The 25,392-nt window shown below is 37.5% G+C and carries 20 protein-coding genes; 10 read left to right on the top strand and 10 right to left on the bottom strand.

What is annotated here, in order from left to right:
* Window positions 1-7: 7 nt before the first annotated feature.
* Entirely contained in the window at window positions 8-859 is an 852-nt protein-coding gene (locus tag GQR45_RS14755) for a universal stress protein (protein WP_165726336.1), read from the top strand.
* A 76-nt stretch (window positions 860-935) separates the two neighbouring features.
* On the opposite strand, the gene GQR45_RS14760 is transcribed toward GQR45_RS14755, so the two are convergent.
* Window positions 936-1,853: a LysR family transcriptional regulator gene (locus tag GQR45_RS14760; protein ID WP_165726337.1), complete on the bottom strand. Its 918-nt coding sequence runs from the start codon at window positions 1,851-1,853 to the stop codon at window positions 936-938.
* Window positions 1,854-1,970: 117 nt separating this feature from the next.
* On the opposite strand from GQR45_RS14760, the gene GQR45_RS14765 reads away from it, so the two are divergent.
* On the top strand, window positions 1,971-2,594 hold the full coding sequence (locus GQR45_RS14765) for a glutathione S-transferase (RefSeq protein ID WP_165726338.1): 624 nt from the start codon (window positions 1,971-1,973) through the stop codon (window positions 2,592-2,594).
* 374 nt (window positions 2,595-2,968) lie between these two features.
* Complete coding sequence (locus GQR45_RS14770; RefSeq protein WP_165726339.1) at window positions 2,969-3,358, top strand: hypothetical protein; 390 nt, start codon at window positions 2,969-2,971, stop codon at window positions 3,356-3,358.
* Between the two features lie 209 nt (window positions 3,359-3,567).
* Here GQR45_RS14770 and GQR45_RS14775 read toward each other — a convergent pair whose 3' ends face one another.
* The gene (locus tag GQR45_RS14775) at window positions 3,568-5,718 is read right to left on the bottom strand and encodes a pyridoxamine 5'-phosphate oxidase family protein (RefSeq protein WP_165726340.1); all 2,151 of its coding nucleotides are present in this window, start codon (window positions 5,716-5,718) and stop codon (window positions 3,568-3,570) included.
* A 394-nt stretch (window positions 5,719-6,112) separates the two neighbouring features.
* Between GQR45_RS14775 and nirB the strand changes: the two genes are divergently transcribed.
* From nirB to GQR45_RS14805, 6 genes are all read left to right on the top strand, one after another.
* Complete coding sequence (nirB, locus tag GQR45_RS14780; RefSeq protein WP_165726341.1) at window positions 6,113-8,686, top strand: nitrite reductase large subunit NirB; 2,574 nt, start codon at window positions 6,113-6,115, stop codon at window positions 8,684-8,686.
* Window positions 8,673-9,026 (top strand): nitrite reductase small subunit NirD, encoded by a 354-nt coding sequence (gene nirD, locus GQR45_RS14785; protein ID WP_002959861.1) that lies wholly within the window; start codon window positions 8,673-8,675, stop codon window positions 9,024-9,026. Before nirB ends, nirD begins: the two co-directional genes overlap by 14 nt.
* A 9-nt stretch (window positions 9,027-9,035) precedes the next feature.
* A complete protein-coding gene (gene cobA / locus GQR45_RS14790; RefSeq protein ID WP_010552560.1) occupies window positions 9,036-9,899 on the top strand; it encodes a uroporphyrinogen-III C-methyltransferase in 864 nt (287 codons plus the stop codon).
* Window positions 9,900-10,173: 274 nt separating this feature from the next.
* Complete coding sequence (locus GQR45_RS14795; protein ID WP_165726342.1) at window positions 10,174-11,436, top strand: nitrate- and nitrite sensing domain-containing protein; 1,263 nt, start codon at window positions 10,174-10,176, stop codon at window positions 11,434-11,436.
* A 279-nt stretch (window positions 11,437-11,715) separates the two neighbouring features.
* Window positions 11,716-12,906, top strand: coding sequence for a HAMP domain-containing sensor histidine kinase (locus GQR45_RS14800; protein WP_165726343.1), 1,191 nt, complete (start codon window positions 11,716-11,718; stop codon window positions 12,904-12,906).
* 58 nt (window positions 12,907-12,964) lie between these two features.
* Complete coding sequence (locus tag GQR45_RS14805) at window positions 12,965-14,683, top strand: GGDEF domain-containing response regulator (protein ID WP_165726344.1); 1,719 nt, start codon at window positions 12,965-12,967, stop codon at window positions 14,681-14,683.
* A 158-nt stretch (window positions 14,684-14,841) separates the two neighbouring features.
* On the opposite strand, the gene GQR45_RS14810 is transcribed toward GQR45_RS14805, so the two are convergent.
* The 3 genes from GQR45_RS14810 to GQR45_RS14820 all read right to left on the bottom strand — a co-directional run bounded on the left by GQR45_RS14810 (window position 14,842) and on the right by GQR45_RS14820 (window position 17,470).
* Window positions 14,842-15,291, bottom strand: a complete 450-nt coding sequence (locus GQR45_RS14810; RefSeq protein WP_010552557.1) for a response regulator — start codon at window positions 15,289-15,291, stop codon at window positions 14,842-14,844.
* A complete protein-coding gene (locus GQR45_RS14815; protein ID WP_024593786.1) occupies window positions 15,288-16,742 on the bottom strand; it encodes a HAMP domain-containing sensor histidine kinase in 1,455 nt (484 codons plus the stop codon). Before GQR45_RS14815 ends, GQR45_RS14810 begins: the two co-directional genes overlap by 4 nt.
* 290 nt (window positions 16,743-17,032) lie before the next feature.
* A complete protein-coding gene (locus tag GQR45_RS14820) occupies window positions 17,033-17,470 on the bottom strand; it encodes a PACE efflux transporter (protein ID WP_197192923.1) in 438 nt (145 codons plus the stop codon).
* A 130-nt stretch (window positions 17,471-17,600) separates the two neighbouring features.
* On the opposite strand from GQR45_RS14820, the gene GQR45_RS14825 reads away from it, so the two are divergent.
* Window positions 17,601-18,509 carry a LysR family transcriptional regulator gene (locus tag GQR45_RS14825; RefSeq protein WP_165726345.1) on the top strand — a complete coding sequence of 303 codons (909 nt, stop codon included), beginning with the start codon at window positions 17,601-17,603 and terminating at the stop codon, window positions 18,507-18,509.
* A 6-nt stretch (window positions 18,510-18,515) separates the two neighbouring features.
* Here GQR45_RS14825 and GQR45_RS14830 read toward each other — a convergent pair whose 3' ends face one another.
* The 5 genes from GQR45_RS14830 to GQR45_RS14850 all read right to left on the bottom strand — a co-directional run bounded on the left by GQR45_RS14830 (window position 18,516) and on the right by GQR45_RS14850 (window position 25,388).
* A complete protein-coding gene (locus GQR45_RS14830) occupies window positions 18,516-19,169 on the bottom strand; it encodes an MOSC domain-containing protein (protein ID WP_101216456.1) in 654 nt (217 codons plus the stop codon).
* Window positions 19,170-19,558: 389 nt separating this feature from the next.
* Window positions 19,559-20,491 (bottom strand): alpha-E domain-containing protein, encoded by a 933-nt coding sequence (locus tag GQR45_RS14835; protein ID WP_165726346.1) that lies wholly within the window; start codon window positions 20,489-20,491, stop codon window positions 19,559-19,561.
* A gap of 1 nt (window position 20,492) precedes the next feature.
* Window positions 20,493-21,947 (bottom strand): circularly permuted type 2 ATP-grasp protein, encoded by a 1,455-nt coding sequence (locus tag GQR45_RS14840; protein WP_007585223.1) that lies wholly within the window; start codon window positions 21,945-21,947, stop codon window positions 20,493-20,495.
* A gap of 46 nt (window positions 21,948-21,993) precedes the next feature.
* Window positions 21,994-22,872, bottom strand: coding sequence for a transglutaminase family protein (locus GQR45_RS14845; RefSeq protein ID WP_024590933.1), 879 nt, complete (start codon window positions 22,870-22,872; stop codon window positions 21,994-21,996).
* A complete protein-coding gene (locus tag GQR45_RS14850) occupies window positions 22,869-25,388 on the bottom strand; it encodes a circularly permuted type 2 ATP-grasp protein (protein WP_024611321.1) in 2,520 nt (839 codons plus the stop codon). Before GQR45_RS14850 ends, GQR45_RS14845 begins: the two co-directional genes overlap by 4 nt.
* Window positions 25,389-25,392 lie beyond the last annotated feature (4 nt).

Raw genomic sequence — 25,392 nt, forward strand, 5'->3', positions numbered from 1 at the left:
GAATGTAATGGAAAAAATAATTACCTGTATCGATGGCTCTGTCATTACACACGCTGTAACCGAAGCTGCTATTTGGGCTTCAAAAAAGCTAGATAAATCAATTAGCTTTATACATATTCTTGAAAAAATACAACAAACTAATGTAGGTAACTACACCGGTACAATTGGTTTAGGTGCCCAATCGGCTTTGCTTGAAGAAATGACAAAACTCGATGAACACCGTAGTAAAGTTTCTTTAAAACTAGCAGATGAATTACTCGACTCGGTTGCTGTACAAGCAAAAATTGCTCATATTCAAAACTATGAATTAATTAAACGTCACGGTGATGTAATCGACGCTATTATTGATTTTAAAGATGATACTCGCTTAATCGTTATTGGTCGAAATGGTGTTGATCATCGTGTTGATTTAAATGCACTTGGTTCACACATCGAAACGCTCGTGCGTAGCGCCTCGCAACCAATATTGCTTATTTCTAGAAAGTTTAAGCAACCTAAATCATTTATGATTGCGTACGATGGCCGCGAAACAGCCGACAAAGCACTGCAACAAGTCATTGATGGCGGTTTATTACATGGGCTTCATTGTCATTTAGTGAGTATTAATAATAATGAGAAGAACTTAGAAGAGAAGTTTCTTAACGCTCAATTTAAACTCAGTAGTATGGGTTTTGAAGTGTCTGCAAGCTTTTTAGAGGGCAATGTTTTTGACTCGTTAATGCAATACAAAGAACAAAATAACATTGATTTAATTGTTATGGGGGCTTTTGGGCATTCTAAGTTAAGGCAGTTTTTTGTGGGCAGTAATACCATTAAAATGCTCGAAAACAACGATGTGCCAGTTATTATATTAAAGTAAGTGGTTGTTTTAAGTAAGCGCCATTTTTAAGTAAGCAACTGTTTTAAATGACCTACTTTAAAAAGCCTAAAATCACTTAACTGATTTTAGGCTTTTTTGTTTTTGGCTTAGCTTCAAACTTTTCAAATAAAAACTGAATAAACGACGTAACCTTTTGAGCCACAAATTTTCTATGCGGATAAATAGCAAATAAGCCAAACTCAAAGGTTTTATAGTCCCGCATAACCTGTACAAGCTTACCCGATGCAATATCGTCTCTCACCACTATTTCAGGAATTAAGCCAATACCGCCACCCGCCACAACCACCTCTTTTACTGCTTGCGGATTATTAACCGAAACACGCGAGTTTACGCTTGCCGTTAATGCCTCACCACTAGGTGAAACTAGAGGCCAATGGCGACCTATTTTAAAGTTACTATCAATCACCGTAGCATGTTGCTCAAGCTCGTTAACACTCGCTGGTGCGCCAAAGCGCTGAATGTATTCGGCTGATGCACATAAAATTAAAGGGTAACTGGTAATTTGCCTCGCGATTAAATTAGAGTCAGACACACTGCCAATTCTAATTGCTAAATCAACCCCCTCTTCTAACAAATCAATTGTTTTATCTGAAAGCACTAAATCAATACTTAAATCAGGATAACGGCTCAGTAACTCAGGCATTAACGGCGCAAGATTTGATTCGCCAAACGACACCGGCGCACTCACCCGAAGTTTGCCGCTGGCAAGTGCTGTTTGACCCGATAAGTTATCGAGCATTTCGCTGTAGCTTTCAATTACAGGCACTACGCTTGTGTAATAACTTTGCCCCGCTTCGGTAATTGAAATTCTGCGCGTGGAGCGGTTAAATAATCTAACCCCTAAGTCTTCCTCTACAATGCCCACATATTTACTTACCAGTGCCTTTGAAAGCCCTAGCCTGTCGCCTGCGGCTGTAAAAGAGCCTGTTTCAACAACCGCGATGATTGTTTTAATGCCAATAATAGTATCCATGATTGTCAATATAGCATTGACATTTATTCCTTACTAGCTCGGTTTTTCAAAACCCATAATGATGAAAGAATAGCGTTATTAAAAATCACTATTCAAATTAAAAAAACAGGACAACCCATGAGCAATCTAACGCTATACCGTTTTACTTTATCTGGTCATTCACATCGTGCAGAGCTATTTACATCGCTTTTAAAGCTTGATGTAAATATGGTTGATGTTGCATTGCAAAACGGCGCACAAAAGCACGCTGACTTTTTAAATATGAATATTTTTGGACAAGTACCCGTACTTAAACATAACGATGACGTTATTAACGATTCAAACGCTATTTTGCTGTACTTGGCACAAAAATTTGATGCTAACAGAACCTGGTACCCTGAAGATGTAACTGTTCAAGCACACATTCAGCGCTGGTTGAGCGTTGCTGCAGGGCTTGTGGCTTCAGGTCCGTGTTCGGCGCGTTTAGTTACTGTATTTGGCGCAGAGCTTGATCATCAAAACGCGATAAACATTGCCCATACATTATTTAAAACAATGGATGCATACTTACAAAATCGCGAGTACTTAGTAGGCACTCAGCCAACTATTGCCGACATTGCCAATTTTTCGTACATAGCACACGCACCAGAGGGTGGCGTATCACTTGAGCAATATCCCAATATTTTAAGATGGCTAAGCAACGTTCGTAAACTTGATGGTTTTATAGCAATGCCTGAAACAAAAGCGGGTTTACTCGCTTAGTTTTAAGTTTTTAAAAGTGTTTTATAAGAGGCTATTAAGCCTCTTTTTTTGTGTTTGTTTAAGTGAAATCTGAATTTAGTGAATAATATTTTTATTTTACAATAAGTTAAAATATATCCTGCGAATGGTTTCTTAAAATGTGCAGACATTTTTATATAAAACAAGGAAAATACTTTCTGGTAAAGCAATTACACATAAATATGATTTTGAAACAGTGTAAATAAGTAATAGTGACAAAGAAAAACTCTTTATCATTTCCTGCATAAAATACAGTAAACTATTGAATGCAAATAGGATTCAAGTTATTATTTTTTATAACAAATTAAAAATTATTTAATTTGCAGGGCCGTTGTATATATTCAAGGAGAGAGTAAGTGAGTGCAAAACGTTCAAAACCCAAGCTTGGTAGAAATATAAAGAGTGATGCTAATACATCAGGTATGGGAAAAGATCATAATCTACCCGAAGGAATAAAAGGATGGAGTTGGGGAGCCTTTTTATGCAATTGGATATGGGCGGTAAATAATCGCACATGGATTGGCCTACTTGTTCTTGTACCTTATATTGGTTTTATCATGGCATTTGTTTTAGGTTTTAAAGGACGAGAATGGGCATGGAGAAATAAGAGATGGGATAGTATTGAACACTTTCAAGTTGTTCAGAGCAAGTGGTCATTTTGGAGTGTAACGGCTGCTTTAGTCGGTTTTTTCTTAGGGCTTATATTTGCAATAGGTGTGCCACTGTATCACAACTTAGTGAGATAAGTACCTTAGGTAGAGTTTACATATCAGGTTGGAAGGCATTATACCTTCCATCTCTGCGCTTATTATTAATAGGAGTACAAACGGGTAACTCGCCTCTCATAAAGAGTATTTATCAACATCTCTTAATGACATTAAGCCACCCCAGTACTTTTGCTTCACAAGTTTTACATTCCAAATTAAATTAAAACTTAGTGTTTTCTTGCAAAACACTACAGCTCTATATCAAGCTCATCAACGCCTTTAGCAGGTACGGCGCAGCAAATTAGCGCCTGCCCTGTCTCTACTGGGTAACTTACGGTATTGCGATAAACCACAGCGCCTGCGTTTATTTTTACAGCGCAACTGCCGCAGCTGCCGTTTCGACAGCCAAATTCAGGTTCTAAACCATGAGATTCGGCTACATTAAGTATAGTGTTATCGCCTTTATTCCAGCGTTGTTCAAAGCCTGATTTGCTAAATTTAATTACGGTGTTGTCGGCTTCCTCAGTGCTAATCTCTTTGCTTTTATTAGGTGCTTCTTTTGTGTTAAGCACTTGGCGCTTAATACTGGAGGGCCCAAATGCTTCAGCAAATATATTTTTATCCTGCACACCGAGCAATAACAGCTCGTTATATACGTGCTGCATAAACGCTTCTGGTCCGCATAAAAAGAACTCGTAATCATCAAGTGGTAAATAGTATCTAAATACATCCGCATTTATGCGCCCTTTTAAATCAAAGCTTTTGTCTTTTAAATTAAAGCTCTCATCTTTTACGTTAAAGCCATCGCCTTGTTTTTCACTAAGCTCAGGCTGCGATAAAAGTGAGTAGTAATCTATCGCCCCGCCACTCGTATCTGCAAGTGTTTTTAGCTCGTTATAAAACGCACGCTGTTGGGTGTTTTTAGCACTGTGAAAAATATGCAACGGGCGAGTATAACGGGTTCTTAACCCTTCGTGTGCAATGTGTTTAGCCATTGAGATCATAGGTGTAATGCCTATTCCGCCACCAATTAGCACCGCAGGTTTAATGCTGGTTGGGTCAATAAAAAACTGCCCTTGTGGGTATTTAGCTAAAATAACGTCGCCTACTTTTACGTTATTATGAAAGTAGTTAGATACCTCGCCACTGAGCTCTTTTTTAATCGATAACCTATAAAATAGTTCATGAGGGCTTGATGACACGGTGTAGGTTCTAATAACAGGTTTGCTATTACTGTTATTGCTACTATTTTTACACGGTATTTGTACAGTTAAATGCTGCCCAGCTTTAAACGGTAACAAGGTTGTATTGTTATGCCCTTCTAAATAAAAGGAGGTAATTACATTACTTTCTTTAATTATTTTGGTTACTTTTAAAGGCTGCCAAGTATGTTTTAGTTTTTCGGCTTGTTTGTTTTTATCAGCCTCAAGCCACGTGCCCGTCATTTTAGTGTTAGGGGAATAAGCATCAAATTTAGCACTAAACGGGAGTAAGTTTTTAAGCCACATTCCTTTAGTGAGGGTGAATTTCCAGCCTCGGTCTGCACCAATAAAGCCTTCAAGCTCTGGGTGCCCGTCCCATAAAATTTCAACACTGCCGGTAAGCATTAATACATTACCCGTGTCAAAATCAGGAAATAACAAACCTGCTTTTGGGTTTAATAAAAAGTTACCCAAGGTATTAAAAAAATTATTACCTGCGTAATCAGGAATCGTTAATGTGTTACCTTCTCGCTTTACAAAACCCGGCAATCCACCACGGTGAGAAACATCAACACCTTCAATTTTTGGATTGTTTTTGGCGGTTATAAAGCTTGAAACAAAAAATGTATCGGTTGTGTCAATTAACATACTGGCTGCGTTATCAAGTGTATTAAATTCAACTTTTTGTACCGCATTACTTTTAAGTAAAGGATCTCTATTAAACGTTAAGTCGCGCGTTTGAATATACTGTGGGCAATTTCCAAAGGATTGATCAACATTAAAACTCACCTGATTATCGTCAATTGCCTCACCTACGCGCACATTTAAACGGTTACGCCTACGCGTGCCCAGCTCAATGCCTAATAAACCAATTGGCGAGCCGACAATATTTAACGTGTTATGTAAGGGGTCGTTTTTATCAACCGCGTGCTTCATTAATAACGACGTAGGAGTTGGGGTGCTTAAAAAGCCTGACTGTCCTGAAACAATAGATACCCACGGATTAGCATTTTCATCAACACTGCCTGCAACCACAAATGGTAACTGCTCAAAAAAGGCTTGATGCTGCTTTGGCATAAATGAGCGCACGGCACGTTTGCCAAATGTTTCCATTATTTCTCGTTTACCGAGTTTGTCTTGTATTGCCAGCTCGCCTTCGTGAAAAGGTGAAGCATCTATTGAGTTTGTATTTATCATTTTGCTCGTAATTCGTGTGCGTATTTCATGGGATAAATTTAACCCAATACACAATGAATGATAATGGGTGTTTTATTGACTGATAATGCACAAAACAATGACAATACTTGCACCCTCTTAGTGCCAGGCGCGCACCAACATATAACAAAATAGGTTTTATCCTCACTCTAAAAACACATTAAATACTATTTAAACAATAACTTAAAAAACTGGCTGTATTTTTGCAAACATTCTATTAACAAGCCCATTTTACTTACGGCAAAAATTTAGGTTGTGAGCACAATAGCTATTAGCAACCATCGGCAAAGAAGCCCGCACACAGTTATGCATATTGCGTATTTGTGGCGGGCTTTTTTGTTATTTGTATTTAAACCGTCACTTTAAGGAATGCCCTATGCAAACCTCGCAAAAAATACTCATTATTGGTAATGGTATGGTCGGACACCACTTTGTTGAGCAAATGCGCCAAAGCGATGCCAACGCAGACATTACTGTACTTTGCGGAGAAGCAAATCTTGCATACGATCGCGTGTACTTATCAAGTGTATTTGATGGCAAAACCGCCGCCGATTTAGCACTTACCACTCACGACAACTACAAACAGCTTAATATTAATGTGCATACCAGCCAGTGGGTTGAGGGCATTGATAGATCAGCAAAAATAGTGACCACATTAACCGGTGAGCAATACCCGTACGACAAACTGATACTCGCGACAGGTTCGTTTCCGTTTGTGCCGCCTATAAAAGGTAACAACCAACCCCATTGTTTGGTGTATCGCACATTAGAAGATTTAGAACAAATAAAAGCCAGTGCCGCTGTAAGTAAAAGCGGTGTAGTTATTGGTGGTGGTTTGTTGGGGCTTGAAGCCGCAAACGCCATTAAGCAACTAGGGCTTGATACCCACGTAGTTGAATTTGCGCCACAACTTATGGCTGTTCAACTTGATGGACAAGGCGGTACGCTACTAAAAAATAAAATAGAAAAACTCGGCGTAACAGTACATACATCAAAAGCAACCAGCGAAATAGTAAAAGGCGCAACCAGTCGATTTAGATTAAATTTTTCGGACGAGTCATTTTTAGAAACAGATCTAATTTTGTTCTCTGCCGGTATTCGTCCGTATGATCAGCTAGGTAAAATTGCTGATTTAGAACTCGGTGAACGCGGCGGTATTATTATTAATAACCAATGCCAAACGTCAGATCCTGATATTTTAGCCATTGGTGAATGTGCCCTGTGGGACAAAAAACTATTTGGTTTAGTAGCACCGGGTTACAACATGGCGCGCGTTGCAGCGAGTCAATTAAGTGGTGGCGAGCTTGAGTTTTTAGGTGCCGATATGAGCACCAAACTTAAGCTATTAGGCGTAGAAGTAGGCTCAATTGGCGACGCTCATGCAAAAACGCCAGACTGTAAAGAGCTTATATATCAAGACGCTATTCGCGGCTGTTATAAAAAAATCATACTAAGTGAAAAAGGCGATAAATTACTGGGCGCTGTACTAGTTGGCGATACCAGCGACTACGATACTTTATTGCAGTACATGCTTAACGACATGGACTTACCAGAAAACCCTGAGTGTTTAATTTTACCAGACAGCGGCGGCGCGCAGTCGTTATCTAGCAGTGCCCTACCCGACACAGCCACTATTTGTTCGTGTCACAATGTGAGTAAAGGCGACATTGTAGGTGCAATTGATGGCGGCTCATGCGATTTAGCCTCGGTAAAATCATGCACTAAAGCAGCAAGCGGCTGTGGCGGTTGTGCTGCGTTATTAAAATCAGTTGTTGATAACGAATTAGCAAGTCGCGGTGTTGAAGTAAACAACCATGTATGTGAGCACTTTGCGTATTCACGCCAAGAACTACTGCACATGGTAAAAGTAGAAAGCATTAAAAGCTTTGATGACTTACTAACTAAACACGGCAGCGGTCATGGCTGTGAAATATGTAAACCTGCCATTGGCTCTATTTTAGCTTCAACATGGAACGACTTTATTTTAGAACCCGCTCATGTTGGCTTACAAGACACTAACGATACGTACCTAGCAAACATGCAAAAAGATGGTTCGTACTCTGTAGTACCCCGTATTGCTGGTGGCGAAATAACGCCCGACAAACTCATTGTAATTGGACAAGTAGCCAAAGACTTTAACCTGTACTGTAAAGTCACTGGCGGTCAGCGTATTGATTTATTTGGTGCGCGCTTAGAAGAGCTTCCTGTTATTTGGGAGCGACTTATAGAAGCTGGATTTGAGACAGGTCATGCCTATGGTAAGTCTCTTAGAACCGTTAAATCGTGTGTGGGTAGTACGTGGTGTCGTTATGGTGTGCAAGATAGCGTTGGACACGCAATAGAAATAGAAAACCGCTACAAAGGGTTACGTGCGCCGCATAAATTTAAAATGGCGGTATCGGGTTGTACCCGCGAATGCGCCGAAGCACAAAGTAAAGATATTGGCATTATAGCCACCGAAAACGGCTGGAACTTATACGTCTGTGGTAATGGCGGTATGCGCCCTCGCCATGCTGATTTATTTGCGACCGATTTAGACACGCCAACACTTATTAAATATATTGACCGCGTAATTATGTTTTACATTAAAACGGCTGACAAATTACAGCGTACGTCGGTATGGATGGAAAATCTTGAAGGCGGTTTAGACTACCTTAAAAGCGTAGTAATTGACGACAGCTTAGGCATTTGCGACGAGCTAGAAGCGCAAATGGAGTTAATTACACAAACTTATGCGTGTGAGTGGAAAAAAGCGATTGAAAGCCCAGATGCTGCCAAACGATTCCGCCAGTTTGTTAATAGCCCCGAAACCGACGACAACATTTTGTTTGTGCAAGAGCGTAACCAAATTCGCCCTGCTACAGAAGCCGAAAAACGTGAGCAACGTAATACACAAAACCGTATTCCAGTAATGGAAGTTGAAGAGGAGCAAGCTGATGTCTTGGCATAATATTGGAACAATCGATAACCTAGTGGCTAATAGCGGCGTATGCGCATTAGTTAATAATCAGCAAGTGGCTATTTTTTATATTCCGCAAAACCCAACGGCTGTGTTTGCCATTAGCAACTACGACCCTATTGGCAAAGCCAATGTATTATCGCGTGGCATTATTGGCTCAATCGACAATAAATTAGTTGTCGCATCGCCTTTATATAAGCAACACTTTTGCCTAGAAACAGGCGAATGTTTAGAAGCAGAAGCAATACACTTACCGGTTTTTAATGCAAAAATTGAAGACGGCAGTGTATTTATAAGCTCTGAACCAAAAGTTACAACAGCTGTGGCTTAGGGGAATATTATGAGTGTACTGTCTTATTTTTCGGGTATTGAAAACGTGTGGCTAAATAAGCTTGTTACTAAGCTAACAAGCTCAAATGATCGCAGTGCTAAAAGCGGCAACGTTTATATAATTGGTGCGGGCCCAGGAGACGCAGAGCTAATTACGGTAAAAGCGCAGCGTTTAATTAATACCGCCGATGTTGTTTTATACGATTGGTTAGTAAGCGATGATTTATTAAAAACGCTTCCTAAAAAAGCGCAGCGTGTATTTGTAGGTAAACGTGCTGGTAAGCATTCGATGACCCAAGCTAACATTTGCGAACTACTGGTTAAATACGCGCAACAAGGCTTAAACGTAGTGCGTTTAAAAGGCGGTGATCCGAGTATATTTGCACGAATTAACGAAGAAGCCGATGCACTTACCAAGCATAATATTAATTTTGCTATTATTCCGGGTGTTACAACGGCTTGTGCTACGTCCGCTTATACGGGTATTCCGCTCACTGCACGCGATGTAGCGCGTAGTGTTACATTTTTAACGGCGCAGTTTGCCGATCCTAACAAGCAACCTCATTGGCAAAATTACGCGTTTATGCCTGCAAACAACAACCCCACTTTAGTGGTTTATATGGGGCTTTCGCGCTTACAAACGCTAAGCAACGGTTTGCAATCAGTGGGCTGGCCAAGTAATACACCCATTGCACTAATAGAGAATGCCACTACCACTAAGCAAAAAGTAATTACCAGTACGCTTGAACTGATAGTAAATGAGCATGCTAAACACAACCTTCAAGGTCCTACCCTTATTATGATTGGTGAAGTAATAAATCATAAAATGGCAATTAGCCCTGAGTTATTAAACAGTATAAATGTTAACGCATGATACAAAATGAATAATGCACTTTTCGCGCTTACCACCTCCCCAGGAGTAGGCGCTTTTTTTGTTTTTAATTTGGGTTCAAGTTGTGTGCAATAACATGTTTAAATGCACCAAATAAGTTAAAAGTAATGGTAATTTAAATTATAGAAAAACAGTGGCAAACAAAAACAACACTTTAAGCAATTGTATTAGCTTGATTTTAAATTCAATGATGAAATTTATTAATGATTGGAACAATGGTTGCACTTTAAAAACAAAAAAGTGTGGAATAATACCAATGGCGACAAGCAATCCTCTCACAAAACAGTTTTTATTAGCAGCAAAGTATCAAGAAATACACGCGCTAAAGCAATTACAAAACAGTTGTGCCTCGCTTACTAAATTAGGCGATTTTGTACATCAGTTACAAAAAGAACGCGCAATGAGTAATATATTTTTGGCCTCAAATCGAGAGCGATTTAAAACCCAATTACAAGAACAAATCCCTTTAAGCGACAGCGCACAAACTGCATTTTATGATTCTCTTAAACAAACATTTATAAACGACAACGCCGATACTGGCCATACTCGGTTATTTAATTTAATTACCTATAGCTTACAAGCACTCGATGCATTACCGGTATTGCGCAAGCAAATAGCACAACAAAACATTAGTGCGGTACATGCTACGCAGTCATTCACTCAGTTAATTGCTAGTTTACTCAATATTATTTTAGAGGCAGCTGATGGCGCAAGCGATCCCAAAATAACGCGCTTATTAGTCGCATTTTTTAATTTTATGCAAGGTAAAGAATACGCAGGACAAGAGCGTGCCTGTGGTGCACAAGCATTTGCAGCGAGTAAATTTACCACAGAACAAAAACAACAACTCGCGCATTTTGTACAAGAGCAAAACCACAGCTTTGACTTTTTTAATGAGTACGCCGATGCGCACCTTTTAAAATATTTTGGCACACTAACAACGCATCAGGTTAATAATCAGGTAGAGCAACTTAGAAGTTTACTGCAAAAGCTCGATGACGAGAACGCTCAACCGCTCTCACAACTTAGCGAAGTATGGTACGAAGTAACCACTACGCGCATAGATATAATGCACAAAATTGAACAAAATATAGCAGATCAGTTAATTGATACCGCAGCAATGCAAATAGCCTGTGCTCAACGTAGCTTAAATACAAATAAGCAGGTACTTAACAATATGGTAGAGCAACACATAGCCCCTACTTTTGGCCAATTAGCCGTTAAGCAACCAGAGCCAGAAGTGAGCCAAAACATAGCGGCCGATAAGCTCAATAGTAATAAAAGTATGTACGATTTAATTATCGAGCAAAGCCAGCATATTAAACAAATAAACCAAGCGTTACTTGACGCTAAAAAAGTAATTAGTGAGCAAAAGGTAATTCACCAAGCCAAGTACATACTTATTGAGCAGTTAAAGCTCACTGAAGAGCAAGCCCATAAACAGCTACAAAAACAAGCAATGGATACACATAAAACCTTATTTAGCGTAGCGCAAACAATTGTACAAATGAGCGATTAAATATGCTGTTTTTACTTGGGCATGTTGATCTTTAGTAAGAACACTACCCTACATAATACTTATTTATTCAGTTATAAATTTCACGATCAGACTTAGTTTTACCTTATTAGAAAATAGATTCATAAGCTACTGACTATAATAAGGTAAGGCTTTAATTTGGCGTTAATTTATAAAGTGAATAATTCAACACATTCAAAATAATCAACTACAATAAGTTAATCATTTGTTGCATCTCATTTTAATGAGGCATATTTATTTAATACTGTTGTAGGAGTTTGAATGCCCAATGTAGAGAGTTATTTAGAAGGTGTATCATTAATAGATGAGCAGCAATTAACGACTTCTCTTGATAATGACATTCAAACAAGCTTAGAAAGCTTTGCTGAGCTAATTTTAAACATTTTTGATACGAGCTCATTCTCTATTGTTGCTAACCTGCCTCAACGTGCTGTCGAGCTATATAAATCAGGTTCAAAAATAACAGTAGCTAAAGAGCAACTATCTGATGACGTTTTTAATGAATCGATTATCGAGCATGCTCCTAAAATATTTAGAGTGGTATCACCTATTATTTTGCCCTCAAACCTTAAATTTGGATGGTTTATATTTGACCGAGCAAGTGATTCACTACTTACCGAAAAAGAAAAATTAATCTTAAATAGTTTACAAAAAAACTTTGTTAATCAGTTAGTCCAACGTAAAAATTCATTAGATAAAATAAACAGTTCTAAGTTTCACTCAACAATTAGCGAGCTAAAAAAAGACGAAACTGAAAAAGATCGCCTAATCAAAAAATTACAAAAAATGAGCGATGAACTAGATGAATTTACCAGTATTGCTTCACACGATCTAAAGTCACCATTAAATGCTATAAAACGTTTATTAGAGTGGATTTATGATGACTGTAAAGATTTACTCCCTCAAGAGCACCTAGAAAACTTTCAGCTTGTGCTCAGCCGGGCTAATAGAATGCAAGTACTGCTAGAAGATTTACTAAGCTACTCGAGAATAAATAGCTGTGATCCAACTCATGCAAACATATCTTTAGAAAGTATTTACCAAGATATAGAACAAATTTTAGAAGTTCCACAAGCTGTCACTGTTGATATACACGCCAATAACGAAGTACTCGATATACCGCTGATCCCTTTTAAAACTGTTTTTCAAAATCTTATTAGTAATGCAATAAAACATAACAATAAAGAGCACCCGGTTATCGATATTTCACTTATCCCCTCTAATCAATATTACATTATTGAGATAACAGATAATGGCCCTGGAATTGACCCTAAATATTTTTCACTCATATTTAAGTTATTTCAGACATTGCAATCTCGAGATGATGTTGAAGGGAGCGGCATTGGACTCTGTATTGCCAATAAGCTCATTATTAATTATGGGGGCAAAATTGAAGTAGCCTCCGATGTGGAACTTGGCAGTACATTCACTATTTATTGGCCCAAAGTTTAACTATGAAATTATCAATTATAAACGAGCATCATGTAGATGCTGCTCTTAGAAGGAACTTATGAATATTTTAATTGTTGATGATGACTTAGTTGATCGCAAATTAATTAAAAAAATGCTTATTTCTGATGGCTCTCATCATCATGACATTACCGAGGTAACGTGCGTATCCGAGGGCTTGAAAGCCATTGAAGACACGCACTTTGATATAATACTACTCGATTATAATATGCCTAAAGAAGATGGCATTGAAATGCTAATTGAAATGCGTGCAAAGCCTAAACTCGGTAACACCGCAATTATCATGATTAGCTCCTCAGAAAATTCAGCTTTGGCTATTGAGTGTATAGAAGCCGGCGCTCAAGACTTTTTACCAAAAGGTGATATAACGAGGGATAGTTTAAATAAAGCGCTTATATATGCCAAAAAACGCTTCGAGGCAGAACAACGTATGCACAACAGTTATCTTGCTGTAAAGCATATGGCAGAACGGGATCAGCTTACTGGTTTGTCTAATCGATATCATTTTGAAGAAATACTAAAAGTAATGATAGCTAACAATAAACGTGCTAAAAACTGCGTGGCGTTACTTGCTTTAGATTTAGATAACTTCAAAAATATTAATGATACGCTTGGGCATAGTGTCGGCGACGAAATTTTAATACAAACAGTAGAAAGGATTCATAGTTGCCTGAGGCAAAATGAAGGATTTGCACGCTTAGGAGGCGATGAATTTGCAGTTATAATAGGTGGAATTTGCAATATTAATCAAATAGGTATGATAGCAAATAGAATTTTAGCTGAAGTTTCTAAACCCTTTTTGCATGAAGGCAGAACTTTAAATTGCAGTGTTAGCATTGGAAGCGCCATATACCCAAATGATGCTACTGAATCTCATGAACTGCTAAAATGTGCTGATATTGCAATGTATCGCTCAAAACAAAGTGGTAAAAGTAGAATAAGCTTTTACAAAGAGCAATATCAATATGAATTTAGTCGTCGGGTAGATATTCAAAATAGTATAAAAGAGCATATAGAGGAAAAAAACTTTAGGCTATTTTATCAACCTGTTTACTGTTCAAAAACACAAATAATGACAGGTGTCGAAGCCCTTATCCGTTGGCCAGATACAACCGTTAATTATACCCCCGATGAGTTTATTCCTATTGCTGAAGAGTGCCGATTAATAGCCCCTCTTGGAAAATGGATAATTGCGAGCGCTTTAAAGCAGTTATCTTTGTGGCAGAAAGACTATCAAACGCCGTTAACTCTATCTATTAATATTTCACCGATACAACTGCAAAGAGAAGTTTTACAAACGTATCTATTAGAGACGGTCGAAAAATACAATTTAAAAACCAGTAGTATTATTCTGGAAATAACAGAAACAGCTTTTATGGAAAACAGTAAAGAAGTGATTGAAATATTAACTTCTTTGTCTAATAAAGGGTTTAGGATTGCTTTGGACGATTTTGGTATGGGTTATTCATCCATATCTCACCTTATTTCCTACCCTATTGATATAGTAAAATTAGACAAAAGCATGCAATCGTTAGGTGGAGAAAATAATAAACGATTAAAAATAATCGAGAGCTTATCTTTAATGCTGAAGAAACTAGATTTTTCTGTGGTAGCTGAAGGAATCGAAACTGAAACCCAGCATCAGCTGTGTAAAAAATTAAATATAGACTACTTGCAAGGTTTTCTCTTTTCAAAGCCTATGCCTGTAAACGAAATTAATTTGCTGCTCGATGACTATAGTAAAAAAATAAAACTTTAATAAATAGGTTATTTTGAGCCTTTGTAAAATAAAATTGAAGCTTAAATCAAACATCTGTGTAACCTTAAGCTAAAAACCTTTGGTTTGTGCCACATACTCAAACTAAAGGTTCTCCAATTTGCACCGCCTAGCGGGTTAAAACCTAAAACACATGCAAATCAGCTGTGTTTTTCCAAATGCTGACCGATGACAGCCAATACTTTTTCTTTTAACTCTGCTGCCTGAAAACTTCCTTTTACAAGGTAACCTTTAACAAAATCGTGTGACATTATAATCTTTTTTTCTTCTTCTCTTTCTGATGAGCTAAACATCATAACCACACACGAGCTGATTTCTATCATCTTCCTCAGTTTAGAAAACTCTTCTAAAAACTGAATACCATTGACTCTTGGCATATTGATGTCCAAAAATATGAGTATTGGAGGAAATCCATCAGGGTACTCTTTTCTGTTAGCTTCATAATTTTCTAGAAATTCTAATGCTTCCTGACCATCTTTTTTTTCAAAAATTGTAAGATCTAATTCAGCCTCTTTAATTAATCTTTTAAGAATATACCGGTCAACTTCATTGTCATCGACAATTAATATAGGGGGTTTAATTTTTGTCATGTTAGCTTATCCATTGGTATTATTATTTTAAACGTCGTACCTTCATCAGAGCTTTGCAGTGATACTTCACCATTTAAATACTCAATATGTTTTTTAACCAGCGCCATCCCTAAACCAGAGCCTGTGCTCGTCTGTGCATGAAATCGCTTAAACATATCAAACACTTCACTTTGATGCTTTTGTGGTATTCCCATTCCGTTATCTGTAACAGTAATAAAAAACGTCTCTTGCTCATTAAAAATGTCACAGCGGACATAAGGCGAGTCTTTATTTCTGTCGTAATACTTCAACCCATTTGATATCAAATTTTCAATAATTTGAGCAAAACGCGCTTTTTCCGACCTTATAGGTACTGATAGATTAATTGTTGTTTCGAGCGTACAAGGATTATCTTTCATGAGCCAAGACAGTCGTTCTTTCATATCAATAATTAACTGATTAAAGTCAATTAAATCTTTATCCTCATTACCAATTTCAGCTTTGGCTAACAATAAAATATCAACAACAAGTGTTTCTAACTTTTCCATTTGTTGATAAATAACCAGTGCATTTCGGCTTGCCTCCTCTGTGTCTCCCGCTTTTATATCTTCGATAACAAAATGCGCTAGGGATTTAGCCCCTGACAGCGGTGACTTCAGGTCATGGGAAGCCCGATAAGCAAACTGGGCAAGCTCATCATTTGCTTGCTGCAGGGAAGCTGTCTGGCTGTTTATAATCTCTTTGAGTTCAATACTGTTTTCAATATTTAAAAGATCATTTTTAATTCGCTGTCTGGCCGCGATAACGAGTGCTTTTAATTCACCCGACGTTTTTATATCAAGTTCATCGTCCAGATTAATATTGTTTTCGGGCTTACTTGATAAAAGTAGAGTTAGATTTCGAATAGAGCTCGATATTGTGCGAGAAAGATAACTTATAAAAAGAATATTAAAAAAAGATATGATTATAACAAGTGGAATTAACGTCATTAGTATAAACGATACTGTTTTTCTAATTGGTTCCTCAAACAGCTCCGTATTTTTATTAAAGCCACTTAGCGAAGTATTAAGATTTAGTAAAAAAGCGTCTCTACTAAGTTCCCCCTTTTTATACTGATTAACTGACAATAAGGCTTTATCAGCAATTTCAATATCGTTTTCACAGATTGTTAATGTATGATCTGTGTTAATAACTTTCATAACAGCATAATTTAACGGGTTTATTTGTTCAATACATTCAATAGGTTGCTGCCTAATTAACAATATATCCGACTCAATGGCATTTATATCTATGGGGATATCATTTTCTATTTTTTTAACTGACTTGGTAAGTTGATGTGTATACTTTAAATGAAGAAAGTTAAGTTGATGAAACTTAGCCCCTTTAGCTATTTCAAAAGCTGAGTAGACAGTAATACTTATCTCTGCTGCAGTTAATATTACAATAAGCATCAGTTTTCTTGAGATATTCATATACGACACCTATTTTAGCTACTAACCCAAAAATCTTTAAATAACACTATAATAATTATAGTATTTATAACCTTAGGTATAGCAGATTTTATCTTTTTTACTAGCTCCTCTATGAATAACAGTTGATATTTAGCTTTATTCACTTTTAATAAAAAGATCCTTTATTAGTTTTTTGCCACTATAAAGCAAACTTGGGTAATATTACGCCTCTAAAAGTACTGGTGCATTGGCAAATACACCAGTAGCTAAATACAAAACTTTGTTAAGTCATACCATATTTAAAAAGTGTATTAACATGCAGCATTTTTTGAATGAAAAATATAGGCTCGTGTGTGGTCGTACACTAGGTTAAAAGTAAAAGCGTAAAGGGTTATAAAAAAAGTTACGCCGATATCCATTATTAATGCTTCCCATAAGCCTACGTTTAAAATGCTCGCCATTACGGGAATAGTAAAAACAAGTAACCCGCCTTGAAATAAAATCACGTGAAAAATACGGAATAATACAGAACGTTGCTCTTTTGCACCGGTAGCTACTTTGTCAAAAAACCAATTAAAAACAAAATTCCAACACATCGCAATCGTTGCAATTATAATCATAGTGCCCGATAAAGCCGATATTGCATGCTCTGTAAATACAGCCAAACCAATAATCGACAGCGTTACCGCTAATACTTCAAACAAAACAGCCTGAAATATCCTCTCTAGCGACCCCATTTTTGCATCCATAATTACCCCCCTTTTACGCCAAATAATTAAAGAAAATAATAGTGACATAATTTAATTATTTGCAAAGTTAGTAGCCATCACCTTTAGTGATAAGATGAGCAAATAAGTACTCACCTTTAAGTTGAATGATATGTATAGTTTTGAGCAACTAAAAATTTTTGTAACCGTAGTAGAAACAGGATCTTTTTCGGCAACAGCCCGAAAGCTTAACCGTGCACAATCGGGAATTAGCCAAGCTATTTCTAATCTTGAAATAGCGATTAATCAAACATTGTTTACGCGTAATAAAAATATACCCAGCTTAACGATTAGCGGTAAGGCATTGTTACCTGTCGCATACTCTATACTTCATCAGCAAAAATATTTTGACCAAAAAGTGGATGCATTAGCAAAAAATTATGAGCATGAGGTAATTATAGCTATTGATGAAAGCCTAAATAATCAAGATATTTTAAAAGTGATTGCCCCACTTGCTGATCAGTTCCCGATTACTAATTTCGAAATAATATCGACAACAACTGACGATGTAGAAAACTTAGTAAAAATAGGAAAAGCACAAGTAGGTATCATTTATAGTGATGGGGAACTAAAAGTTGATATGGATTTTTTTCTATTAGGTCAAGCTCGATTTTTAACGATTTCATCACCAGAACACCCGCTTGCAAAGCTAAAGGCTGTAACAAGCAATGACTTAAAAGCCCATAGGCAATGTGTTCATCGCAGCCTTAGCCAAAAAGAGTTATGGTTTAGCTACGCAATTAGCTCTAGAATTTGGTACGCAAATACACATCAAACCCTTATCGACTTAGTAGTTCAGGGTATTGGTTGGGCGCTTGTACCCGAGCTTGCTATTAAGAGGTATATAAACCAAGCTGAAGTGGTAACGCTACCCGTTACTCATGAACAAGGCGGTTGGCTTACTCCTGTGGGATGCGTTGTTTCAAGAAGCCAATCAACAGGACCTGTTCTTCAAAGTTTAATAAATAGGTTGCAGGAACACTTTTTAAAGAATGATAGCGCGGGAATAAAACAGTTTTAAACTGCTTTATTCACTTTTAATAGCAAGCTTCTTCTTTAGCTTTTCTTGCCACTCTACAGCAAGCTCTGGCAAAGTTAATGCTTCTAAAAGTATGTCTTCATAACCTACGTATTTTTTATCAAAAAATGCCTGGAACAGTTTTTTAACTGATATGTCGTGCGAGGCTTTCTTCTCGATAACAACACTATCACCCGTTTTTGCAACGCCTTGCTCTAGTACCCTAAAATAAACGCCAGTGCAGTAATGCTGCGTAAACAATTTAAGGCTGTTTTTATTATTAAGGGCGATAGCGAGTTTAAAACAGGGTACACGAGGCTGGCTTACTTCAAGCAGTGCAGTACCAATTCGAATATGGTCACCTATGTGTATATTCGCTTCATTAAGGTCAGAAATCGTGAAGTTTTCGCCAAAGGCACCTACTGCTAAATCATCATTCTCGAGGGTTTGTTTCCAATACTCATAATGATTGTGCGAAAAAGCATATACCGCTTTATCTACACCGCCGTGATTAACTAAATCAGCTTGCTCGTCACCTATAATGTTTAGTTTTTCAATAACAACAGGTTCGTTAGTTGGGGTTTTGAATATTCCCGTTTTCACCTCTTTACCATTATGAATAAGAGTTTTAATTTTAGAGATATTAGTCGAGATGATTTTCATTGCGATACCAACGGATGAGGAAGTAAAGATTAATTATGCAGGTTTTAAAATTATTATAAATAAATTTAAGCAAAAAAATGACCCCTCAAGACTAGGGCGTGTTTATCTTTGTGGATTGAAATTTATTCAATCTAGGGGCGATTAAATCGCGGCGCTAGGTTTGTAACCTAGTGGGCTAAGTAAAAACCGAGCAACAAAGAGTTAATCGTCCCTAGAAAGAACTCAGAGGGCAGCGCATGTTTGGTATTTATGCTGCATTATCGCCCATTAATGGGGAATAACCACACTACATAGGCTCTGCCTTGCCTAAAAACCAAACAGTCTGCTGTAAATTCAACCGCCAAAGTTCAACACGCCCTAAGCAGTCATTTCACAATATACAGTTTTTATTATTCTGCTTGTTTTAAAAAATACGTCTCGGCTAGTCCATTATGTATTCCAGCTAAGTCTATTTGTATTTCATCGATAAAGTCATGCAACAGACCATTTTTAAGTACTCGTACGTCTTTATTTTCTAACTCAATAATTGCATCGTCAATTGATTTAATAATTTCTGTTGAGTTTGGCAAAGGTAAAACCAATGCTTTTAATTCATTCATACAAAATAAAATAGATCGCGGAAATACTTTGCTGTGCATCACAAATTCTATTACATCTGCACGCTGTACTCTAACGCCCATTTCTTGGCGATACATTTGATAAGCACTTAATGAGCGCAATAAGCTGATCCACTGAATATTATCAAACGGCTTCACTTCTTCTTCATTAGTAATTAACGTAGCAGAGCGAATATCTAAAATTCGCGATGTCATATCTGCGCGCTCTATAATCGAACCAAAGCGGATAAAAACATAGCCCTGATCATGATTAATTGTGGCATCTAACGCCCCAAATATTTGATGGGCTGAATCTATAATCTTTTTTAAATAATCAAAACGTCCGCGCTTTGTTATCCCTTCTTTTTGATTATCTTTTACATAATAATAAAGAGAGTTAATTTCTTCCCATACATCTCGAGGAATTACATCGCGGATTGTACGCGCGCTTTCTCGTGCCGAAGTAATAGAGTTTAAAATTGACGAGCTGTTATCACTACCAACAAGTAAATACCTTAATGCTTTTTGTTCAGTAAAATCAGTATGGTTTTCTGAATACGCTTTACGTACACCAATAATATCAATTAATGGCTCCCAGCCGGTACATACGCCTTTGGGTAAGTCCATCATCAGTAAATTGTTAACGTTGATTAAACGAGCCACATTTTCCGCGCGCTCAATGTATCGAGATACCCAATATAAAGTTTCGCCTACTCTTGATAACATATTATTTAGCCTCTTCGTCAACAATCCAAGTATCTTTACTGCCACCACCTTGTGATGAATTAACCACCAAAGAGCCTTTAACCATAGCAACACGCGTTAATCCACCAGTGGTAACTTGCGTATCTTTACCTGATGATAAAATAAACGGTCTTAAATCGGTATGTCGACCATCTGGTTTATTACCATCAAATGTTGGTACTGTTGATAAATCTAATGTTGGTTGAGCTACCCAGTTTCGTGGGTCCGCTTTAATTTGAGCAATACACGCTTCTTGTTCTTTTTTAGTCGATTTAGGACCAATTAATAAGCCATATCCGCCAGATTCATTTGCTGGTTTAACAACAAGCTTATCGATATTTTTAATCACATGGTCGCATTCTTTCGGGTCTAAACATTTGAACGTTGGGACATTAGCAAGCTTAGCTTCCTCGCCTAAGTAGTACTTAATCATCTCAGGTACATAGGCGTAAACTACTTTGTCATCAGCAACACCTGCGCCTGGTGCATTAACCAAAGCAACATTACCTTTAGACCAAGCACGCATTAATCCAGGAACGCCAAGTTGAGATTCTGGTAAAAAGGCTTCTGGGTCTAAAAACAAATCATCTATACGACGATAAATAACATCAACTCGTTGTAGCCCTGTGATTGTTCTCATGTATACACAGTCATCTTTTTCAACAACTAAATCGCGCCCTTCTACCAGTTCGCAACCCATTTCTTGGGCAAGGTAACAATGTTCAAAATAAGCGGAGTTAAACACCCCTGGAGTAAGTACCACGACTTCTGGTTTATCTTGTGGACGAGGCGACATTGCCGCTAGCATATCAAATAATTGTGAAGGGTAATCATCAACAGGTAAAATCGATACTTGCTCAAATAATTCAGGGAATACACGCTTCATTACAGAGCGATTTTCAAGCATATAAGATACACCAGAAGGAACACGCAGGTTATCCTCAAGCACATACATTGTACCGCTACCATCGCGTACTAAATCTGAGCCACAAATATGCGCCCATATTTTATTTGGCGGGTTTATTCCCACGCATTGCTGGCGAAAGTTAACTGATTTTTCTAGTAACCCTTTTGGAAAAACACCATCTTTTATTATTTTTTGGTCGTGGTATAAATCATCTATAAAAAGGTTAAGCGCTTCAACACGTTGCTTTAAACCAACCTCTACGCTTTGCCATTCTTTTTTACCAATAGTTCGAGGAATAATATCAAACGGCCAGGCTCTATCTATCATATTACCTTCGTTGTAAACCGTGAAAGTAATCCCCATTTCTTTAATTGCTAAATCAGCAACCGCTCTGGCTTTTACTAATTCTTCTGCTGATAAATTAGCAAAAAATTGTGCTAATTGTGTTCCATGCGATCTAACGTTTCCTTGTGCATCAATTAATTCATCAAAGAAACCTTTTGTTTGGTACGCTTTCCAATCAATTTTCATACACTCTTTCACCTTATCCATCATCATATATGACGTAGTTAAACTGCTATTCCATTCGAATCATATCAACCGCTACATCAAGCAGTTGACTACCGCCACCAAATACCACTCCTTTTAAAGGAGTTACGTCAGAAAAGTCTCGCCCTACGGCTAGAGTAATATGCTGATCGCGTGGTAAAACATTATTTGTTGGATCAAAATCAACCCAACCAAAGTTTGGCACAAATACCGCAAACCATGCATGAGTTGCATCTGCACCTTCTAGCTTTTCTTCGCCTTCTGGCGGCATGGTTTCTATGTACCCACTTACGTATCGACCTGCTAACCCTACGCTGCGTAAGCATGCAAGCGCAAAGTGTGCAAAGTCTTGGCAAACGCCCCTTTTTTGTGCAAAAACAGTGCTCAAAGGCGTACTAATTGTTGTAAAACCAGGATCATAATGAAATTCATGAAAAATCCGTGCCATTAAATCTTTGCATGCAGAAATTATATTTTTGTGTGCATCAAACGAAATTAATGCGTATTCCTTAATTCCTTTATCTATTGGAATAAGTTGTGAAGGTAGTACAAATTCAGACGTTTTTAATAATTCCGCTGTATTTGGTTTAACCAATAAATCACGTACTTTTCGCCAAGCAATATCAACACTCTCTAAATTGCTATTAGCGCCGACTAACAGTTCTACCTCGCTGATCATCGTTACTTTAAGTTTTTTATGCTGTATTGCTATTTCAAACGCTGTTACCTGATTATTAAAATAATCAGTAAATGTTTGTAAGTAAGTCGGTGTAGGTTCAATTTCTACACGGCTACTGTGGCATATTTGCCCGCGATTCGTTTTTGGCGTTAATCGCGCTTGGTTTTGACACAAACTAACAAAGTCTGAATAGTTGTATGTAGTCGAGTGCTTTATTTTATATTTCACGATTGAGCTTGCTCAATATTAGTCCAGTTCAATTTATTTGCCGTTTGGGTATGAGAAAAATACTGTAGTAATAATACATCACAAAATGTATCTAAGTTCATACGCGTATTATGGTTAAATTCGATTAACTGGTTACGTTGTCCATTTTCACTTTTTTGTAGGTAATCTTTCTCAGTTACATAACAACTTGTTTTAGACAGTAAAATTGCTTTTTCGTGTGCCGCAATTACGCCTTGTCTGCGTTTTGTGGGTAAATGCTTACACAACTTATTAATTTCCTCTAACTGAAATAATAAAGAACGTGGGTATTCAGCATCTAAAAGTAATAACTCAAGCCCTGTACCAATGGTTTGATACATTCTGTATCGGCGCTTATGCGTAACTAAACTAACTTGGCAACTTAGCACTGCTTCAAGTAAGCCAAGCTCTTCGGGCTCGTCTAACTCTTTGGTTAATAAAGCCGCACTTAATGATGTTATTTGTAAGCTACGCTCTACTCTTCTGCCCATTTCAAGTAAAAACCAGCCATTACTATTTGGCATACAATCTGTAATCGAGCCATTAAAAGCCATAATTGAGCCTATAACTCTATCTAGGCTGCTTTGCATTGCACGCGTTGGAATATTAATATTTACATTTTTAAATACTTTAATTTGCTCATTAATATCATCAATTATTCGGCGGCTATCATGAGATAGTAATTCTTGAATTTGCACCGACGCATTAGCAATGTACTTTAATGTATTAATAATACTGCCAGCGCATTGCTCGTCTGCAAGGAGTTGAAAAGCAGTTTCTTTAGACAGATTTACATCAATGCCATCTAGTTTTAAATCAGGTTCTATATAGGGATAAACAATATATTGCGACCTAATGGCATTAGAAAGTCGTGCCACTATACTTTTTCGTATTGAATCTGGGTAAACAGAAAACTCGGTGTACTTGTCTATAAAAATACGCAATATACGTATGGTGTTTTCGCAGCGTTCTAAGTATCGACCCAACCAAAAAAGGTGCTCAGCCGTACGGCTCGAAATAACCCCTTCGAGTAGCGTTACATCCATTCTTTTTCTAATTGGCACCGGTGGATTATGCTCGCCTAAATCAACTCTATCGGCTGTATTTATCCATGTATCTTTGATCCAACCAGATATTCTCGGATTGTTACTTTTTTCGTTCGAAAAACACAGTGCTGAAGGAAGTACTTCTACGCCATTTTCTGTGGTTAATGCATAGCATCTAAACACCACTGGCTTGGAGATTAATTGTCCGTCATGCCAAAATGGTGCACTGCTAAAAGAAGGTTTTTCTTGGAAAAAGTAATTATCGGGTTCTTTGCTAATAAGTAGCTTTATTTCTTGCTCGTCTAACACTCCATCTAACTTAAGTGTAGGGTCTATAGCAGATAGTAGTTCGAGGTTATTCCAATCAACGGCTTGCGCTTCTTTTACACTTAAATAATTTGGCTCACCTAACAACAGCGGTTGTTTTAAAATTTGCTGCGATAACTTTTCTAAGTTGCACTTTATTGAAGGTGACGAGAGCACACCGCTACCAAACGGGTTTAAAACCTTAACCGACCCTTGTCGTACCGATTGTAATAAGCCCGGAATACCATGAAGTGAATATTCAGTTTGCTCTAAAGAGTCAATACAACGATCAGAAACCCAGCGTAAAATGACATTAATTTTACCCAAGCCTTGTAACGATTTTAAACAAACGTCACCACCACGTACGGTTAAGTCGGCGCTTTGTACTAATGTGTAGCCAAAGTAGGTAGATAGGAATGCATGCTCGTTGTAATTAGGGTCATCAATTCCTTGGGTGAGAATTACAATTCGTGGGTCATCCATATAGTGGGTATATTCATTAATACCCTCTTGGAATAGGTTTAAAAATTCTTTAATTTGCTGAACATTACATTCGGCAAATTCTTCAGCCATTACACGCCTTGCAATAATACGGCTTTTAATTAATAGCCCTAAGCCCAGCGGGCACTGACAATGATCGCTTAATACTTTAAATTCGCCTGTTGGCGTGCGGTAAACATCTAATGCAGTAAAAAATAGTGTTAATTCGTTACTAGGTAAGCTAAAACCTTCGCGTAAGTAATTAGGGTCTTGAAAAAGCTGCTTTGCAGGAATATGACCATCGACTAATAATGTTTGGTCACCGTAAATATCTTGCTGAATTTTATTTAATAAAAGGGTTCTTTGTTTTATTCCCTCTTCAAGCAATGCCCAATCAGCTTTAGATAACATAAATGGCAATGGGTCGAAATGCCACTGTTTATTGCTTTCATTTTTAATATTGCCATTTTGTAGCAATTGGCTAATTTCTGTAGCGCGGCTACTAACATCATCTGCTGTTAGACTAGCTAAACGCTTAAATAAAGTATCCCAATGGTCTGGGTTTAAACCACTGTGGTTTGCTAGTTCATCATGTCCATGTGATTTATCAAGGTATAAAGACAACCACTCAGGCAATTCCGGCATCGCGTTATTGTTAATATACAAGCTG

Origin of the sequence: Pseudoalteromonas sp. SA25 (assembly GCF_011378705.1) — a bacterium.
In the GTDB taxonomy this organism is placed as follows: Bacteria; Pseudomonadota; Gammaproteobacteria; order Enterobacterales; family Alteromonadaceae; genus Pseudoalteromonas; species Pseudoalteromonas arctica.